A 17,636-nucleotide genomic window follows, 5' to 3' on the forward strand; every position below is an offset into this window, starting at 1 on the left:
ATGTTTTTGTCTATTTGATAAAATAGAAGCATTAGCCCAATGCTAATACATATATTGTGGCTAAAGTTGTATTGTACATGTATCTCAATTACATTGCAACTTTAGCCACAATGATTTTATATTTAAAATTTTATAAATGATTTGAGAATTAGTCCTGTAGTATCTATCGTGCCATCATTAATCCATCTTTTTGGAGATATGATGATTTTTTCAGGATTTTCGTTTAACCAAGCACCCCACCAACTGAAACTACTATTGGCAATAATGTGATGTTTGCACTGCGACATTAATTGCATATCTTTAAAACTATTGCTTTCAGTATTGTGCTCAACAAAAATCGCATTTAGATCATTAAACTGCGCCTTACACCAGCTAATATCATTGGAAAATACAATAAATAGCGGTGATTCTTGTGTTTCAAGCATATATTGTATGCTTCTTTGATAATATTCTTCAGTGCAGATATCTTTAAATAACGGCTCTTGTAAATAATCTCCTCGGCGAACATGTACTGACACTGCGTTCTGCTGTTGAATTAAATGCTGTAAATGGAGGTTCTCAGCATCCTCTAAGGGAGGAAATTTAAGATGCTGACGAAGCATTGGAGCTACTTGATTAATGTAATTAATATGTTGCCAATATCCCCAATAGTAATGACTTTTATTATCCTCAAAAATTTTCGCTGAGTAGGTAAATTGCGGTGATTCTTCAAGATAAGCATTTTTAGTATTGTATACTCTTCTTAGTTTACGCCAGAGCCAGCTTCCATTATATCGTGTATAAATATTTCGTTCAAATGAACTTATCTCGGGGAGTTTAATGTTAAATATTGTCTCCAGTTCGAAACCATTATGTAATTTATAATCTTCGAAATCAACTAAATCAGCTTTTACATTTTTGAATTTTTGCTCTAAAGCTAAAAAGAAGGCATATTGAAATAGCTGATTACCAAGGCCTCCCAAAAATTTGACTATTTTCATTTTTTTATTTAAAAAGATTTTTGATTGTATTCTTCAATGCCCGTCGCAGTTGTTTAGCTGTAATATATTTCCATCCAAAGAAAGGTGAAGTGAAAAAAAGTAAAAATGTTTGTTTTCCAGCTTTTTTTATAATGACTTCATACCATTTTTCAAATATAAACTTCTGAACTTCAAGTGTTGGTTTTTCTGCTGCTCCAATATGATTAAATAAAGTTGTGTAGAACTCTTTATAATCTTTTATATCAATATTGTTCCATATAAACGGCGGGGTTAATATTTTTTGATATTTTTTGTCTGAAGGTAGATTTAGATGGAAAAGAATATGTTCTTTAATAAGTATTAACTGATTGTCCAATTCAACCGCAAATTTTTTTGAAATACCCATAGGGTGTTCACGATATAACAATAGAGCTTCATCTAGATTCAATACAGGATATTTTGTTGAAATTCTAAGAAAAAGGTCATAGTCTTCCGCAAGAGGAAGCCGATATCCGCCAAATTCTCTAAAGACGCTTGTTCGTATCATAACAGAAGAATGAGCAAAGCTATTTCCAAAAAATAGGCGATATCGAAGCAGTTGTGGATCGGTTTCTACTTTAATCTGCTGCCCCGTGAGATGACCATTGGAATCAATAATAGATGCATGTGAGCCAATAAGCGCTAATTGAGGTTGTTTGTTGAACTTATTCAATAAGGTCTCAAGACGGTTGGGTGTAGCAATATCATCACTGTCCATAATGGCAATAAATTCACCTTTGGCCTCCTCTATCGCACGATTCCTAGTGTATACAACGCCTTGATTGTTCTCATTTTGAAGTAACTTGATTCTATTATCATCGAAGGTGCTTATTTGTTCTATAGTACCATCTGTTGATCCATCATCAATAATTAGGAGCTCAAAATTAGCATATGTCTGATTGAGTATACTCTTAATTGCCTGTGAAATATAACGCTCGGAATTATAGGCTGCCATGAGCACAGTGACTGTTGGAATTTTTGGATTCATCGACAAGGAAATAATCAAGTTCTTGTTTAAATGTTTTATATTTACAGAATAAAGTAAGTGTAGTTACTTATTAAAAATATTGAAGTACGATTCTGTAATTCCCATAAAAGTATAAAAAAAATCAATGAGTCATTTAGTAAGTATTATAATACCATGTTATAATAATGCAGATACAATTCAAGAAACTTTAGATTCAGTTTATAATCAGACCTATAAGGAATTTGAGGTAATTGTTGTGAATGATGGCTCTCAGGATCAGTCGGTAGAAAAAATAAAAGAATATCAGGCCCGGTATCCAAGTTTAGTTTTGCTAAATCAAGAAAATAATGGCCCATCGGCTGCAAGAAATTATGGATTTTCAATTGCAAAAGGATATTTCGTAGTTTTTTTGGATGGAGATGATAAGCTTCATGAAGAATATTTAAGTAGTTGTATAGCGGTATTTCAAGCTGAAGCAAAAATGGACTTAGTGTATCCCGAATCCGAGTTGTTTGATAATGAGTGCGGTATATATACTCTTTCGCCATACGATCCAATTACTATACTGACCGAAAACTGCTTTCCAATTGTTGCTATGATCCGAGCTAGTTCCTTTAAAGATATTGGTTTATTTGACGAAAAATTAAGAATCGCGGAAGACTGGGAGATGTGGATAAGATATACCCGAAGATATCAACATGTAAAAAAGATACCGCGTGAACTGTTTTTTTATAGAAAAAGGAAAAATAAGTCTTCTATTTCTGATTTGAATAAAGAGAATAATATTATTGATGACGCACACTTGTATATCTATACTAAGCACTATACATTATATAAAGAACAGGGGTGGCATATTCTTGATCTCATAAAGACTAGAAGAGCCTACTTGAAATTTAGAGATAAATATTATAATGAATGGTTCAGAAAGTTTTTTTATAAACTAACTGGTAAAAAAGCAAAAAACTAAAAATGACTGTGGCACTTTCTGCCAATAACTCGTATTAATCCTAAATAGAAGCATTTATTGCGCTATTGTTTTATATCTAATCGAGATAAATGCAAGCATTAAGAAAAAAGAGAATATTATATTTCATGCCAGAGAACCCGAACAGTTCTAAGGCTGGTAACTTGACTAGATGTAAGCAGTTATTAAACTATTTCAATTCCATTACTACAAATTTTGAGATTGACTTTGTTTCCTCAATTAATTGGACTCCCGAAGGAGAATTGGCTTTTAAGTCTGAGTTTCCAAATATCAATCTTATTATTTTACCTTTTAAATCCTCAAAAAAAAATAGAATAAGCTATTTTTTTCGTGATAAATTACAGAAGGAAATTAAAAGTTTGTTTGCTTCAACACTAGTAGACCGGGTATCTCCTTCATTTCAGAGAAGGTTTGAAAAGGTTTTAAAGGAAAGGATGTATGACTACGTGATCATTAGTTATGTTGAATTTGCTAGTTTGGTAAAGAATTTGATAGGATCCTATACAATTTTGGATTCACATGATTTTTTAACACTCCAAAATAAGACCAAGGAAAAAGGTGATTTTTCTAATCAACACCTAGGAAAAATGTTTGGACAGGAATTATCCAGTATGGCTCTTTTTAATGAAATATGGACGTTTTCGATTGAAGAGAAATACATCTATGAGCAATTTACAGGAAAATTCGTTAGATTAATACCTGTGTCTATGCCATTTCACGTGGTAGAATATAGACAGAAGAAGATTGACTTAATTTATGTTGCAAGTGACAATCCGCACAATGTGGTGAGTATAAAATGGTTTTTGGAAAAAGTTTTTCCACTTCTTGACAATGTTAATCTGCATGTTATTGGCAAGATTTGTGCACATGTTCCAGTCATGGATAATGTTGTAAAACTTGGATTAGTAGATGATCTACAGCAATATTATGAACAAGCTAAAGTTTGTATTTGCCCTATGTTGTCGGGAACAGGGATTAAAATAAAGGTGCTTGAAGCCTTGTCTTTTGGTATTCCTGTTGTAACAAATCAACGTGGTGTAGATGGTTTGTTTAATAAATCTGATAATGGGTGTTTGGTCTCTTTGGATGAACACTCTTTTGCGTCAAATATCATTCAATTGCTTGAAAAAGATGATTTCTATAAAGAGCAATCGCGTCAGGCCTCTGTGTATATGAAAAATAATCATACGATAGAGAAAGAGTATGAGGTGTTGAATGCTGTTTTTAATAATTTATGAATAAATGAAAATCTCTTTATTAATTTCTACTTTTAATCGCCCTGATGCACTAGCCTTATGTTTGGAAAGTGTTTTAAACCAACGAGACTTGCCAGATGAAGTGCTTATTGCTGACGATGGGTCTGATAAAGAGACGACCGAGATTATAGATTCCTATAGAAGTAGATTGGATATCCCTGTCATACATGTATGGCATGAAGATAAAGGGTTCCGATTGGCAAAAATTAGAAACAAAGCTATTGCACAGGCTTCGTCAGATTATATCGTTCAAATTGACGGAGATTTAATTTTACACCGTTATTTTCTTCAGGATCATAGGAGATTTGCTAAGAAAGGATCCGTTGTAAGGGCGAGCCGTATCTACTTAGATCAAAAACTTTCGGAGCAGAAAATCAGTAAACTTGATACAAGAATAAATAGGTTTAATAAAGGGGTCTCGAACTTGTTTAGTGCTTTTAGGTTTCCATTTTTATGGAGATACTTTGAATTAAATTACAAAAACCAGGGTGATGAACGCTGGGAAATTCATGGAGCAAATATGGCCTACTGGAAAGAGGATGCTATTCGTGTCAATGGATATAATGAGGATTTCAAAGGCTGGGGACCTGAAGATAAGGAGTTTGTAGCGAGGCTTTTAAATAATAATATTAAAAAACGCTTCCTTAAGTTTGGGGGTATAGTATTTCATCTTTGGCATAAAATAAACGCAAAAGAGAACTTAGGTAACAACAATTGTTTGTTTGCAAAGACAAAAGAGTTAAATTTGACCTATTGTGATAACGGAATTAACAAATACCTGAAATCATCTGAATAGTATTTTACGATTTAACGTGCTCTTTTGAAAACTTCAATTATTATTACAACATATAATAGACCTGATGCGCTGGAATTGGTGTTATTATCTGCATTAAATCAGAGCATACAACCAAGCCAGATCATTGTTGCAGATGATGGTTCGAATGATGAGACGAAACAGTTGGTGGATCGTTATGCAGAAGTATCAGCAATTCCTATCTTACATATTTGGCAGGATGATGAAGGTTTTAGAGTTGCACAGATAAGAAATAAAGCACTGGCTAAGGTGATTTCGCCATATGTGATATTAGTTGATGGTGATATCTTGATGAATCCTAATTTTGTAGAGGATCACCTTAAATTAGCGAAACCTGGTTATTTTATCCAAGGTGGACGAGTACTATTAAATCAAAGGCTAACCTCCAAATTGTCGGTAAATTCAGGCAAATTAAGTTATCCGAACCTCTTTGATTCCGGATTTGAACAAAATAGATTCGAAAAGCGGATAACTAGTTTTCGCAATCTGTTTTTGGCGAGATTAACCTTAAAAAATTTGAAGGATAATAGAAGTAAAGTGAGATCTTGCAATATGTCATTCTATATGAAGGATATTCGTGCTGTTAACGGTTTTGATAATCGTTTTGAGGGGTGGGGAAGAGAAGATAGTGAGTTTGTCGAACGTCTGTTTAATGCTGGGATACAAGGGCAGTTAATCAAGTTTGCCGCCATTGGTTATCATCTTTATCATAAAGAAGAATCAAGAAAGTCGCTGCCACAAAATGACCTTTTATTGAAAGTCACTACATCAGAAAAGCTAAGATCTTGCGATGACGGTCTTTCTCGTTTCTTATAATTAAAAAACAATGGGAATACCAAAAAATATATTTCAAACCTTTAAGGACAATAAGATTCCTTGGCTTACTAAACTGTATATTAGATCCTTTTTAAAGAAAAATAGAGACTATACCTATGAGTTTTATGATGATCAACGTGTAAGTGCTTTTTTTTTGGAACATTTTGATGAACGGACCAACAGGGCCTACCATCGGTTGCAAATTGGAGCAGCCAAAGCTGACTTCTTTCGATACGCTGTACTATATATATATGGTGGTATCTATTTGGATCTCGACAGTGATTTATTGGTGTCTCTAGATAAATATTTAATTGCTGATGATGTTGCGGTCATTACACATGAGAATAACCGAAGCTTGTATGCGCAATGGGCATTGATCTATGATAAGAACCACCCTTTTTTAAAAAGGACCTTGGAATTGATTGTGGATAATATCGAACAGAACAGATTTCCACATGATGTCCATGCGATGACGGGTCCGACAGTGTATACCCTAGCAATTAATGAAATTTTAAAAGAAAATCCTGAAGTTAAATACCGTTGCATTGCAGATGATTACAGAGGGATTATGAAATTTAAATATAAGCTTGGTAAAATCATGATTTATAAAGATAGATCCAATCACTGGAAGAAGTTGCAACTTCGTATCCCGGTTGTCAAACCTGGTTCCGATATTTAAAGGGCATTTAATTCAGCAAATTCCCTTGTTTTTGCGTACTTTAGGCCTTAAGTATTTGTTATCCATGAATTTCAAGAGAATTTTTTTGAGGAATAGAAATAATAAGATCTATTATTATATCAAAGCCATTGTAAGGGAAATCATTCCAAGCCGATTTGCACAACTAAAACTGAAAAGGCTATTAACTAATGCTTATTACATTAAACATGCAACTTATGTTAGCGACAGGGTTGATTATTATAACAAGTTAACTCATAACAGCGTATTAGGGAAGGGAACAATAACAATTGAGGAATATCATATTCCGGAACGAATTCGAGTTTATTATTTTGATAGTAAAGAGTATCTGAGATTTTTTAATCCTAAACTTAAATTTAGTATTCTGCCAGGTGATATTATCCATATTCCGGAATTCCCTTCAATTGTTAAAAGTAGACCAATTGCTGGGGATAATGGCAATTCAGTCATTTTAAAACTTGATAAATCAAGACACTTTAATTTTATTCATGATGATGTTCTGTTTGAGGACAAAATCAATATGTTGGTAGGAAGGAGTGGTTTTTCACAGCCACATCGTGAACGTTTCTACTCATTGTATAACAATCACCCGCTGTGTAATATTAAGAAGGCAAATAAATCTTCCGATATTAATTACTTATCTATTACAGGACATTTAGATTATAAATTTATACTGGCTCTGGAGGGAAATGATGTTGCTACAAATTTAAAATGGATCATGTCCTCCAATTCTATCGCAGTAATGCCAATGCCTACTTATGAAACCTGGTTTATGGAAGGGCGATTAATTCCAGATTATCATTTTATTTGCATCAAAGAGGACTACTCTGATTTGGAGGATAAACTGAATTATTATATTGAAAATAAGGAACAGGCAAAACGTATAGTGAACAATGCAAATGAATATATTGCTCAATTCAAAGATAAACGACTTGAGGATTTAATCGCATTGAAGGTGTTGGAAAAATACTTTGCGCATACCGATCAGAAAGGTGAATAGAATTACAAAAGAAATTTATAACAGTCGATCAGATCAGATGCAATTTTTTCATCATTGAATTTCTGCGCATAACGAAGTCCTTGTTGAATCATCAGGGTCTTAAGTTGTGTGTCGGTAAGAATTGTTTTGATTGCAGCATTAATTTCTTCTACATCTGACGGATCGATATAATATGAGGACGGTCCTCCAGCTTCCGGAAATACCCCTGAATTGGTTGTGATAATGGGAGTTCCTGAATATAGTGCCTCAATAATGGGTATACCGAATCCTTCAAAAATAGAAGGGTAAATAAAAATAGAAGCCATTGCGTAAATAGTTGATAATTCTTCCACAGTAAATCCCTGCTTAATAATGATCTTATTTTCTAATTTATGTGCAGCGATAAAAGTTTTTATTTCATTTAGATAGGGGGTTTCTTTTCCAATAATTAATAATGGAATGTCAATATCGTGCATTGCCTTGACAATTTGTAAGACGTTTTTTCTTTTTTCGATTGACCCAACACTCAGCAGAAATTCATCCGGTAAATTATATTGTTGTCTCAGGACATCTTTTTGAGCTTGGCTCTTTGGCTCCTTAAAGCATGGATGACAACCTTGGTAGATTACTTCAATTTTATTCTTAGGGATGTTGTAATAATTGATAATATCTGATTTAGTTTGTTCGCTAATTGCAATTATCCGATCTGCATTAGTGACTGCGAAACGAAATTTTTTATTATATATCCAGCGATCTATTGGTTTGTAAAGGTCGGGATAACGTAAGAAAATTAAATCATGTATGGTCACTACGGATTTAATTTCTCTTGTATTTAAACCATGTGGTATCTCTCCCGTCAATCCATGGAAAAGATCTACATGATCATTTTTTAGATCTGAGACAATACCGGAGCTTCGCCATAATGCCGGGAAGAATTTATCTAATTTAGTTTGAGGCAAACGTATTGTTTCATCATTTTCCTTTTCAAAAAGAACAGAAGAATTCAATTTTGGAGTGTATTTTAAATAATTGTTTTCTGGATAATACAACTCCAAAACTCGAATAAGGTCCCTACTGTAATTGCCTAAGCCCGTTCGATTGAAAAAAAATCGTTTTGCATCAAATCCAACTGTTATCATGCTTGACCTGGTTTAGCTTTCTTTAAAAATTTCTTCAAATTTACTTAATACCAAATCCCAATTATAATGTTTGTGTACATATTCTTGGGCTTTTATTTTGAGGGTATCGAAATTAGTTTTTGGATCTTGTAAATAATCGATAATGGCTGCAAATGACTCGAAAGAATCATAGCAAAAGACTGAGCCACTTTTACGTTCGTGTTCTACCATAACATCACATTTGCGGTTACCAATAACTGGCTTACCCAAATGAAGAGCTTCTAATGTAAGTAAAGATAAACTTTCAGCTAGAGAAGGATTAATAATTGCCAAACTTTTTTGCATTAGTAATTTTTTATCTTCTTCACTTACAAAACCCGTATAAATAATGTCGGAATGATTTTCAACTATAGCCGGACGTTCACCTGTCAATACAAATTGCAGGTCAGTTTTTCTTTCCTTTTTCAATTTGAGGAAATACTGCATGAAATTATTGATTTTTACAGCAGTAATTCGACCACAATAGAGTAAATAGGGGGCTTGAATGTTGAATTTTTCGTTTAAATCGATGTTATTTAGTTTATTTTCGATTTGATTGACTCCAATACCAACGATTGAGTTGTTTGCTAGGGAGCTTCTAAATAAATCCTGGCACATCTTTCTCTCACTTTCGGTATTGAATGCAATATGATTGACCTGTGAGAAAACCAATGTATTGATGCTTCTAAATAGCATACTTTCCATATGTGCTGTTGGGATCAAGATAGATTTTTGCGGTATAATTAGCGATCCAAATACGGTAAGTGGATTTTCGTAAGTGAAAAAGATAAACTTATCGAATTGATCTTGGAACTCCTTTATGTAGCTCAGTAAAGTCGAAGAATAAAAGGGATGGTTTTCTAAATGCTTCGATTCGGATTCTACTTTGTATTTCCAAATAGGGAATTGTGAAAAAATCAATTTCGATAGCCCGAGACGATGAATCAACCTACGGATTTTTCGTGAAATTTTACTTTCTTTTTCTGTAAGCGCCAACGAATGTTCTTGGGATTGATTAGTAACAAATCTGAGTACTGGAATACCGTTGACAGGCTCTAATCCTTCATTGAAATTCATTTCGGGTTTGTCTAGAAACTTGATATTCGTAGTTAATACTGTTACTTCATGTTTTTTTGACAATTGCTCAGCCAACATTCTACAATGGAATTCCGCCCCACCGGTGATGTCTAATCCATATCGAATTACCACTAATCCTATCCTCATCGTATCGCTGTTATTTTTTCGATCACCATTTCCGCTGTAATTAAATCAATCGCCTCTGTACCATCGCAATCACAAGGTTTGTTGCCGTAGACAGCACTTGGGCGGTTGGGATGTTCGACTTGGATACAGTCATCATATTGCTGCCCATAACCCGTAAATCCCGCGTATGGGTGAGTTGCGCCCCATAGTGATAGACATCGTATTCCCATCAAAGAAGCCATGTGCAACCCGGAGGAATCCATGCTGATCATCAGATCCAGATTTGATATGATATCCAGTTCTTCTCTCAACGTAAATTTTCCAATGGTATTGTAGGTGTTTGGAAAACTTTCAGTCCAGTTTTGCGCGATTTGAAACTCTTCCTTACTTCCTCCAAAGAGCAATACATCATATCCATGATGTGTCAGATGGTCTATGATCTGTCCCATCTTTACGAGTGAAAGAATTTTATATTGGTGTTGCGCAAAAGCCGCGATACCAATTTTTTTTCGTTCGAAATTGCCAAACATGCTAAATGCTGCTTTGGGGACATCCTGCAAATTAGAAGCCAATTTGTGACTTAGTTCAAAGTGAAAACCTAAAGCACGGAATACATCTGCATAGCGCTCTACAGTTAGCTTCAATTGGTGCTTAACCTTATTTTCTTTGCGCGTCAAGGCTTTCTTTTCTGCGCGACCTTTGTCCAGTTGTTTGACCTTTATTCCAGAAAGAGAAAATAATACATCTAATATGCGCGAACGTAAATTAAAATGTAGGTCAGCTACAGCATCTGCACGATATTGAGTAAGCTCATTTTTTAATCTGATTAATCCCAAAAGGCCTTTATGGGTTGTCTTGGGTTCAATTGCATGAAATTTGATATTCTTTATGCCATCAAAGAATGGTGCAAAGAAATGGCGGCTCACCATGATAATCTCTACCGTAGGGTATTGTTGACAAAATTCGTTCAATACAGAAGCCACCATGGCGACATCGCCCATGGCCGAAAACCGGGTTACTATGATTCGCTGCGGCAAAGACATGTCTTTATTTTCCGGATGTATAAAGTACAGGGTTCAGTTCAGGATCGTTATACATTTTCATCTGTTTATAGACCTTCATGTATTTTTCACCTGATTCAATCGCTGTCAACAATTCGTCGATACTTTGTGAAAGATCTGTACGTTGTTCCAGCAAGATGTTCAATTTTTGCTGACAAGCAGAAATATGTGCTTCAGAAGCATCTGAGCGAAGTGTCTCCTGCTCCATATGATAAATCTTTAGCGCCAGAATGGATAGTCTGTCAATGGCCCACGCTGGACTTTCAGTGTTGATTTTCGCTGAAGGCAGTGTTTCGATAGTTTGGTATTTCTGTAAAAAATAGCTGTCGATATATTCTACTGTATCTGTGCGGTATTGATTGGACTCATCGATGCGTCGCTTCCAGTATAAACCGTCCTTGGGATCAATGGCAGGATTACGTACAACATCTTCCATGTGCCATTGAACAGTATCAATCCAGCACTTTAGGTACAGTAGATGTTCTAGGGATTGTTTGTCATACGGATTCTGGATTGGATGATCAATCTGATCGTATACGTGGTAATCCTGGATAGCACGTTGAAAAATGGGATTTGCTATTGCACTAATCATGTTACAAATATAAAATATATTATGGAGTTATCCTTAACTTCAGGTGTTGTATAAAAACAGTAAAATGAATGGGAAAAACCAACTATTGAGAAAAGAGTTAAAATGTTTTTTTAAAATAAAGACAATAATATGTCTGGGAATAATCCAAGCAAGATCACTGCAATCGTACAAAATAGACCAATGCCGAGGAGCAAAGGATTAGACTTGACCGAATAGTGGTCTACATTGTCTCTTAGGAAGGCATTCAACGGAATCTTAAAGTAATAGAAAAGTGAAATTACAGATGTCAGTGCCCCTACGATTAATAAAGCAAGTAAACCAAAGGATTGGAAGTTTTGATACTGCTCGAATACTTTTGAAAATATGAGTAGCTTCCCGACAAATCCTGCGGTAGGTGGCAAGCCTATCAATGCGATTAAGACGATCGAAAATGAGGTGAACAATAGAGGGGACTGTTTGCCCAATCCTTTATAAGAGTCTATTGAAGTGCTACCTAGACTGACCTCCAAGTTGTTGATAAAAATAAAAACAGCGATATTCATCAATGCATAAATTGATAAATAGAACAGCAAAATGTTTGACTCATTGTTTTGATAGACCAGTACTGCCATTAACAATATACCTGTGTGGCCAATAGAAGAATAGGCCATCATACGCTTGGCATCCTGTTGACGCAGGGCCGCCAGATTACCGATCAACATGGTCGCAATGGCTATAATGATGATAACATAAGCCAAGAAATCACTGAAATAAAAGGATACTGCAAGCCAGGCAGCAAGTAACTTAGATAGCAGGACGACAACAGCAATTTTAGGTACGGTCGCTAGGTACGTGGTAATCACGGTTGGTGCCCCTTGATAAACGTCAGGACTCCAAACATGAAACGGGAAAAAACTCAGTTTAAAACCAATACCGGTCAGTAAAAACAGGAGGGCAATACTGATCATTAGCTTAGGGGCTTCCATCAGACCTGCAATATGACTTGGCGTATCAAAATTTAAGTTTCCCGTGAAACCGTAAAGCAGTGATAGGCCATAGAGCATTACGGCAGCACATATGGATCCAAAGAGGACATATTTCATCGCTGCTTCGGATTGTACTTTAGTGGACGAAAAATAACCGACCATAATGTAAGAGCTGATCGATACTGTTTCTACTGCGATGAAGATCATCAGCCAGTTGCTCGACATGGTCAAGAGGTTCAATCCCAAAGTTGCTGTCAATACAACCGCATACAAATCGCCCAAAGGACGATCGTGCTGATGACGTTGTTGAATAAAGATTACAATCAGTAGGGTCGACAGTAGGATGATCATGCGTGCCGATGTTGCGAATGTATCAATGTGGATCATGTCGAAGAATCCAACCATCTCCACATGGCTTAACCCTTGTCCCAATAGGTAACAACCACTCAACAATAATCCAGCTATTGTAAAAGTAAAAGATGCTTTGTCCCAGTATTTATCAACGAAAAGACTCGCGATAATAGTGCCTATAAAAGTAATGATCAGCGTTAATTCCGGTTTGAAATAGGGAAGACTAACGATAATTTGATCAATAAATGAACTGATATATGGACTGAATGCGAGCATGCTGAATTAAATAAATTGTTGGATAAAGCTGACTAGATTCAATACACTTGCATTTAGATTGCTAAATACCAAGGATGGCATAACACCCAGTAAAAGCGCAAGAGCCAAGGTAGGAAATAGAATCAGTTGTTCACGGCTGTTGACATCGGTCAATTCATTGGCCCAAGATTCGCCACCTTTGAGTCTGATCTCTCCAAAAAACATCCGTTGAAGTGTCCATAGCAAATAGGCTGCACTCAAGAGGATACCAATTGAACCTGCTAAGGCCATCCAGCGAGGGAGCCCTGTGCCGACACTCGCCGCATTGAACGAACCGATGATAACAAATGCTTCACCGATAAATGCGGAGAACCCAGGGAGTCCCAATGAAGCAAAGAAAGCAACAGCAACATAGCCGGTATACTTGGGCATGAGCTGGGCTAAACCTCTAAAGCTATAGATGTTTCGATCATGCACGCGGTCATAAACCACGCCAACAAGAAAGAAAAGTGCCGCTGATAGAAAACCATGGGAAATCATCTGGAACATCGCACCAGAAACTCCTTCGGCGGTCAATGAGGCTATGCCAAGCAATACAAAACCCATATGAGAGACCGATGAATAGGCTATCATCCGTTTTAAATCTTTTTGAGTCAGGGCGTTTAACGCCCCATAGATAATGGAGATGACGCCGATCAGTCCAAGCCACCAATTGGATAGTGCCGCCATGTCCGGGAAGATACTATAGCAGATACGGATAATACCATAGCCACCGATTTTCAACAGGATACCTGCTAAAATAATGGATACTGGTGTGGGGGCCTCTACGTGTGCGTCAGGTAGCCAGGTGTGTAATGGTACTATCGGTACTTTGATCGCAAAAGCAAAAAAGAGCACCACAAAACCAATCAATCTGGCCGAAATACCCAATATTTCTTGATAACCATCCCACGCGAAGATTGAGTCTCCTAAATAATTCTGGGGATTCATCATGTAGATCATATTGAAGGTATGTGCCCCAGTTACGGGGTTGATAACTGAAAAATATAAGCCTACAATGATCAATAGCATAAATACCGAACCAAAGAGCGTATAGAGAAAGAATTTTATGGCGGCATATTCACGTCGTGCCCCGCCCCAGATACCAATCAGGAAATAGAGTGGGAGGAGCATGACCTCATAAAATAAATAAAACAGGAAGAAATCCAACGCACAGAAAATACCCATCACAGCCATGTTGAGTACCATAAGTAAGGCGAAATATCCTTTGGGGCTTTTCTGTATATTCCAAGAAGCACCGATCGCCATCAGCATGACAAAAGCGCTCAATAGTAATAATGGCATGGAAATACCATCTATGCCGATGAGATAATCTATCTCTAATTTTCCGATGGAGCCCAGATCCAGACGAATCCAGGGAAGTTGTTCAACAAATTGGTATCCTGCCAAGTCTTGGATGCCCGTTTGGCTCGCGTCAAATTTTACATAACAAATACCGGCAAGTACAAATTGCACTGCGGTAAATGCTAAAGCAATATATTTGTAACTCGATTTATATCGTGTTGGTAGGGCGAGGATAAACGCCGTCGCCAGAAGCGGTAAAAATATCAGTAAGGATAAAATAGGCATTTCCTAAAAAAATATAAGATAAATTAAACCAAGTAAAACGAATAGAAAAACGGAATACAATGTCGTCTGTAATTTGCCGTTCTGTACCAAGCGAACTTGGTTACCAGTCCAGTAAGCTACAGAAGCAACAGCATTGACAAAGCCGTCTACAATATATTTGTCTATCCACACACTCAACTGGGAGAGGGATAAGACGATAAACTGAATAAAAGCGACTAGGGCATCTACAACAAAGCGATCAAACCAATAACAGAACTTAGCCAGTTTTAGTGTGCCACTAACAAATATCCATTGGTATAGCTCATTGATATAACCTTGATTGAACGATGCTTTCAGTGCAAAGCTAGATGCATTGAGTGGATATTTGTTTTGTACATACCATTTCCAGCCGATTGTCCAGCTGATGACCGAGCCGATCAATAAGATCAATGGAATAATCAAGTGAGCACTATGGCTAGGTGCAAAGGTATATTCATCTAATAATAGACCATGCATCAGCCAGGAGTCATGATAGGATACGGGGTTGAGAGAAAATAGCGGGAATAGGCAACAAATACCCAATATTAACATGGGGATCAACATGGTTTTGGGTGCTTCATGCAGGACGGTTCCATGCAATTTATCCCTGACTTGCTCCAACATTCGGAAATCACCGAAAAAAGCCTTAAAGATTAAGCGACCAATATAAAACGCGGTCAGAATACTGACTGTAATAAGACTTATTGGGAGAATGAGGTATAAGTCGCCTTTTGATAAAGCCCATTCAAAGGAAGATATGATAACACTATCTTTGGACAGGTAGCCTGATGTGAGTGGAAATCCAGCTAGTGCCAATGAGGCAACACTCATCAGGATAAAAGTTTTGGGCATGTATTTTTTGAGTCCACCCATGTTCCTCAGATCTTGTGGATCGAAATCAAGATGGCTGTGTGCTTTGAGATGTGCCATCTCATGGATAATGGCTCCTGCGGAAAGAAACAAGAGACATTTAAAGAAGGCGTGTGTGACCAAGTGGAATAGTGCGGCATCCCAGGTTCCAATACCAATTCCAACCATCATAAAACCCAACTGTGAAATAGTCGAAAAGGCCAGGATACGTTTAATATCGTATTGACCTAATGCAAAGTAGGCAGCCGAGGCCGCTGTAATCGTACCTATGATCGCAATAAACAACAATGCGCTTTCGTTGAATAACGGAAATACTGTGGCGAGTAAAAATACACCCGCCGCGACCATGGTGGCAGCATGGATGAGTGAAGATACTGATGTTGGCCCTTCCATCGCATCAGGTAGCCATACATGTAAAGGAAATTGAGCTGACTTGGCCATTGCCGCAAGGAAAAATGCCAGTCCGGCTATCGTTAACCAAATTTGATCCATGCTGTTGACTGGAGAAACCCATTGTCCGCTTGTGATCGTAGACTGAGAGATGAGTCCTCCTTCGCCAAAAAGATCGACCAGATTGAGGGTTTTGAACTGTGTAAATATAATGGCTAGGCCGATCAGAAAACCGAGGTCTCCGATGCGGTTTACTATAAATGCTTTCTTGTTGGCCTGTACAGCCGTTTCGCGTGTGAACCAGAAACCAATGAGTAGGTAGGAGGCGAAACCTACCAATTCCCAAAAGATATACATGAGCAACAGGCTATCCATAACGACTAATCCCAACATAGCAAAACAGAAGAGGCTAAGATACATCCAATAGCGATGGATTCCCGAATCCCCTTTCATATACGCTCTCGAATAAATGTGTACAGGGAGGGCAACTGTCGGAACCAAAAACAGCATGAGCACGTTCAGGTTATTCAATAGGATGCCGACTTTAAAAGTAGCTTCACCAATGGTAAACCAGTTTATTTGGGCAGACACGATCGGATTATTCCAGATTGCTAACCAAGTAAGTCCGCCAAATATAAAACTAAAGATAATGCCGATCAGGGAGATCATCCCTGACTGATCGCGCTTGCCTGCCATTGCCTGATATAGAAATGCAATAAATGGCGCAACGACTGTAAACAGTGCTGTGTATAGCGGTGATATGTGAGCAAGTTGATCCAATTCTTACTTATCTTTTAATTCATTGATTTCATCCGGATTGATGGTTTTATAGTGTCTATAGACATTTAACACCAATGCTAAGCCAACTGCGACAGCAGCAGCAGCAAGAACAATAGCAAATAGGGCGAAAATCTGTCCGCCATAACTGACTTTATCGTATTTACCAAAAGCTACAAAGTTTAGAATAGCCGCATTAATCATCAATTCGATACCTACCAAAATCATAATGGCATTTTTCTTGGAAAGAACGGTGTAAAGTCCGATACAGAAGATGCAAGCACTGACAACCAAAAAATGCGTTAATGTAATCATCTGTTGCGCTCCTTTCTGGATAAATGTGATGCTCCAATTAGCGCCATCATCAAAAAGACTGATATGACTTCAAATGGTAATACATAAAAGGTCATAAATCGTAATCCAATTTGTTGGATATTATTATCTGTAGCAATAATCTCAGTATTATTTTCTTTGGCTTGTTGGATCCAGGTAGGAATGGACTGATGCCATTCTGTAATACCAAAAATCATGAGTACTAGAAAACCTATAGCCAATACAACTGCTTGCCACCTGGGCATGCTCAAAAATGAGCCACTGCTGTCTTGAAGATCTTTCAATAGTTCTTTGTTGGAAAGCATAAAGGCAAATAGCATGAGGATCAGTACACCGCCTACATACACCATGATTTGTGTAATGGCTACAAAATCTGCCAACGCAAATAGGTATAGGCCAGCCATGGCAAAGAGTACAATGAAAAATAGAAATAGGGCGCGGGCTACATTTTTAAGATTTACCAGTAAAAGGGCAGATCCGATTGCCAGAGTGGCAAAGGCATAAAATAAAATAGTTTCCATGT

At 37.0% G+C, this 17,636-nt stretch carries 17 protein-coding genes; 6 read left to right on the forward strand and 11 right to left on the reverse strand.

Features of this window, described 5'->3' with window-relative positions; translation table 11 throughout:
• Positions 1-122: 122 nt before the first annotated feature.
• Positions 123-980, reverse strand: coding sequence for an alpha-1,2-fucosyltransferase (locus M2408_RS06300; protein WP_259180277.1), 858 nt, complete (start codon positions 978-980; stop codon positions 123-125).
• A 4-nt stretch (positions 981-984) separates the two neighbouring features.
• Entirely contained in the window at positions 985-1,986 is a 1,002-nt protein-coding gene (locus M2408_RS06305; RefSeq protein ID WP_259180278.1) for a glycosyltransferase, read from the reverse strand.
• Positions 1,987-2,110: 124 nt separating this feature from the next.
• Between M2408_RS06305 and M2408_RS06310 the strand changes: the two genes are divergently transcribed.
• From M2408_RS06310 to M2408_RS06335, 6 genes are all read left to right on the forward strand, one after another.
• Positions 2,111-2,932, forward strand: a complete 822-nt coding sequence (locus tag M2408_RS06310; protein WP_259180279.1) for a glycosyltransferase — start codon at positions 2,111-2,113, stop codon at positions 2,930-2,932.
• An 89-nt stretch (positions 2,933-3,021) separates the two neighbouring features.
• Entirely contained in the window at positions 3,022-4,188 is a 1,167-nt protein-coding gene (locus M2408_RS06315; RefSeq protein ID WP_259180280.1) for a glycosyltransferase, read from the forward strand.
• A gap of 4 nt (positions 4,189-4,192) precedes the next feature.
• Positions 4,193-5,002: a glycosyltransferase family 2 protein gene (locus tag M2408_RS06320; RefSeq protein ID WP_259180281.1), complete on the forward strand. Its 810-nt coding sequence runs from the start codon at positions 4,193-4,195 to the stop codon at positions 5,000-5,002.
• Positions 5,003-5,026: 24 nt separating this feature from the next.
• The gene (locus M2408_RS06325) at positions 5,027-5,836 is read left to right on the forward strand and encodes a glycosyltransferase family 2 protein (protein ID WP_259180282.1); all 810 of its coding nucleotides are present in this window, start codon (positions 5,027-5,029) and stop codon (positions 5,834-5,836) included.
• A 10-nt stretch (positions 5,837-5,846) separates the two neighbouring features.
• Positions 5,847-6,515, forward strand: a complete 669-nt coding sequence (locus tag M2408_RS06330) for a glycosyltransferase family 32 protein (RefSeq protein ID WP_259180283.1) — start codon at positions 5,847-5,849, stop codon at positions 6,513-6,515.
• A gap of 64 nt (positions 6,516-6,579) precedes the next feature.
• On the forward strand, positions 6,580-7,533 hold the full coding sequence (locus tag M2408_RS06335; RefSeq protein WP_259180284.1) for a glycosyl transferase family 90: 954 nt from the start codon (positions 6,580-6,582) through the stop codon (positions 7,531-7,533).
• 2 nt (positions 7,534-7,535) lie between these two features.
• On the opposite strand, the gene M2408_RS06340 is transcribed toward M2408_RS06335, so the two are convergent.
• From M2408_RS06340 to M2408_RS06380, 9 genes are all read right to left on the reverse strand, one after another.
• A complete protein-coding gene (locus M2408_RS06340; RefSeq protein ID WP_259180285.1) occupies positions 7,536-8,651 on the reverse strand; it encodes a glycosyltransferase family 1 protein in 1,116 nt (371 codons plus the stop codon).
• 12 nt (positions 8,652-8,663) lie between these two features.
• On the reverse strand, positions 8,664-9,893 hold the full coding sequence (locus tag M2408_RS06345) for a glycosyltransferase family 4 protein (protein WP_259180286.1): 1,230 nt from the start codon (positions 9,891-9,893) through the stop codon (positions 8,664-8,666).
• Complete coding sequence (locus M2408_RS06350; RefSeq protein WP_259180287.1) at positions 9,890-10,915, reverse strand: glycosyltransferase family 9 protein; 1,026 nt, start codon at positions 10,913-10,915, stop codon at positions 9,890-9,892. Before M2408_RS06350 ends, M2408_RS06345 begins: the two co-directional genes overlap by 4 nt.
• 4 nt (positions 10,916-10,919) lie before the next feature.
• Complete coding sequence (locus tag M2408_RS06355; protein ID WP_120260081.1) at positions 10,920-11,525, reverse strand: DUF4254 domain-containing protein; 606 nt, start codon at positions 11,523-11,525, stop codon at positions 10,920-10,922.
• Positions 11,526-11,635: 110 nt separating this feature from the next.
• Positions 11,636-13,117 carry an NADH-quinone oxidoreductase subunit N gene (locus M2408_RS06360; protein WP_259180288.1) on the reverse strand — a complete coding sequence of 494 codons (1,482 nt, stop codon included), beginning with the start codon at positions 13,115-13,117 and terminating at the stop codon, positions 11,636-11,638.
• 6 nt (positions 13,118-13,123) lie between these two features.
• Positions 13,124-14,725, reverse strand: coding sequence for a NuoM family protein (locus tag M2408_RS06365; RefSeq protein WP_259180289.1), 1,602 nt, complete (start codon positions 14,723-14,725; stop codon positions 13,124-13,126).
• A 3-nt stretch (positions 14,726-14,728) separates the two neighbouring features.
• A complete protein-coding gene (locus M2408_RS06370) occupies positions 14,729-16,783 on the reverse strand; it encodes an NADH-quinone oxidoreductase subunit L (RefSeq protein WP_259180290.1) in 2,055 nt (684 codons plus the stop codon).
• A gap of 3 nt (positions 16,784-16,786) precedes the next feature.
• A complete protein-coding gene (nuoK, locus tag M2408_RS06375) occupies positions 16,787-17,095 on the reverse strand; it encodes an NADH-quinone oxidoreductase subunit NuoK (protein WP_104383957.1) in 309 nt (102 codons plus the stop codon).
• Positions 17,092-17,634, reverse strand: coding sequence for an NADH-quinone oxidoreductase subunit J (locus M2408_RS06380; RefSeq protein WP_259180291.1), 543 nt, complete (start codon positions 17,632-17,634; stop codon positions 17,092-17,094). The genes nuoK and M2408_RS06380 overlap by 4 nt, the downstream gene beginning before the upstream one ends.
• Positions 17,635-17,636: the final 2 nt, after the last annotated feature.

The sequence above is a fragment of the Sphingobacterium sp. BIGb0165 genome, assembly GCF_024810095.1.
In the GTDB taxonomy this organism is placed as follows: Bacteria; Bacteroidota; Bacteroidia; order Sphingobacteriales; family Sphingobacteriaceae; genus Sphingobacterium; species Sphingobacterium detergens.

What these genes read in the sequence shown, in the direction of transcription:
- M2408_RS06300 (WP_259180277.1), bottom strand. Translation starts at nt 980, where the DNA reads ATGAAAATAGTCAAATTTTTGGGAGGCCTTGGTAATCAGCTATTTCAA.
- M2408_RS06305 (WP_259180278.1), bottom strand. Translation starts at nt 1,986, where the DNA reads ATGAATCCAAAAATTCCAACAGTCACTGTGCTCATGGCAGCCTATAAT.
- M2408_RS06310 (WP_259180279.1), top strand. Translation starts at nt 2,111, where the DNA reads ATGAGTCATTTAGTAAGTATTATAATACCATGTTATAATAATGCAGAT.
- M2408_RS06315 (WP_259180280.1), top strand. Translation starts at nt 3,022, where the DNA reads ATGCAAGCATTAAGAAAAAAGAGAATATTATATTTCATGCCAGAGAAC.
- M2408_RS06320 (WP_259180281.1), top strand. Translation starts at nt 4,193, where the DNA reads ATGAAAATCTCTTTATTAATTTCTACTTTTAATCGCCCTGATGCACTA.
- M2408_RS06330 (WP_259180283.1), top strand. Translation starts at nt 5,847, where the DNA reads ATGGGAATACCAAAAAATATATTTCAAACCTTTAAGGACAATAAGATT.
- M2408_RS06335 (WP_259180284.1), top strand. Translation starts at nt 6,580, where the DNA reads ATGAATTTCAAGAGAATTTTTTTGAGGAATAGAAATAATAAGATCTAT.
- M2408_RS06340 (WP_259180285.1), bottom strand. Translation starts at nt 8,651, where the DNA reads ATGATAACAGTTGGATTTGATGCAAAACGATTTTTTTTCAATCGAACG.
- M2408_RS06345 (WP_259180286.1), bottom strand. Translation starts at nt 9,893, where the DNA reads ATGAGGATAGGATTAGTGGTAATTCGATATGGATTAGACATCACCGGT.
- M2408_RS06350 (WP_259180287.1), bottom strand. Translation starts at nt 10,915, where the DNA reads ATGTCTTTGCCGCAGCGAATCATAGTAACCCGGTTTTCGGCCATGGGC.
- M2408_RS06355 (WP_120260081.1), bottom strand. Translation starts at nt 11,525, where the DNA reads ATGATTAGTGCAATAGCAAATCCCATTTTTCAACGTGCTATCCAGGAT.
- M2408_RS06360 (WP_259180288.1), bottom strand. Translation starts at nt 13,117, where the DNA reads ATGCTCGCATTCAGTCCATATATCAGTTCATTTATTGATCAAATTATC.
- M2408_RS06365 (WP_259180289.1), bottom strand. Translation starts at nt 14,725, where the DNA reads ATGCCTATTTTATCCTTACTGATATTTTTACCGCTTCTGGCGACGGCG.
- nuoK (WP_104383957.1), bottom strand. Translation starts at nt 17,095, where the DNA reads ATGATTACATTAACGCATTTTTTGGTTGTCAGTGCTTGCATCTTCTGT.
- M2408_RS06380 (WP_259180291.1), bottom strand. Translation starts at nt 17,634, where the DNA reads ATGGAAACTATTTTATTTTATGCCTTTGCCACTCTGGCAATCGGATCT.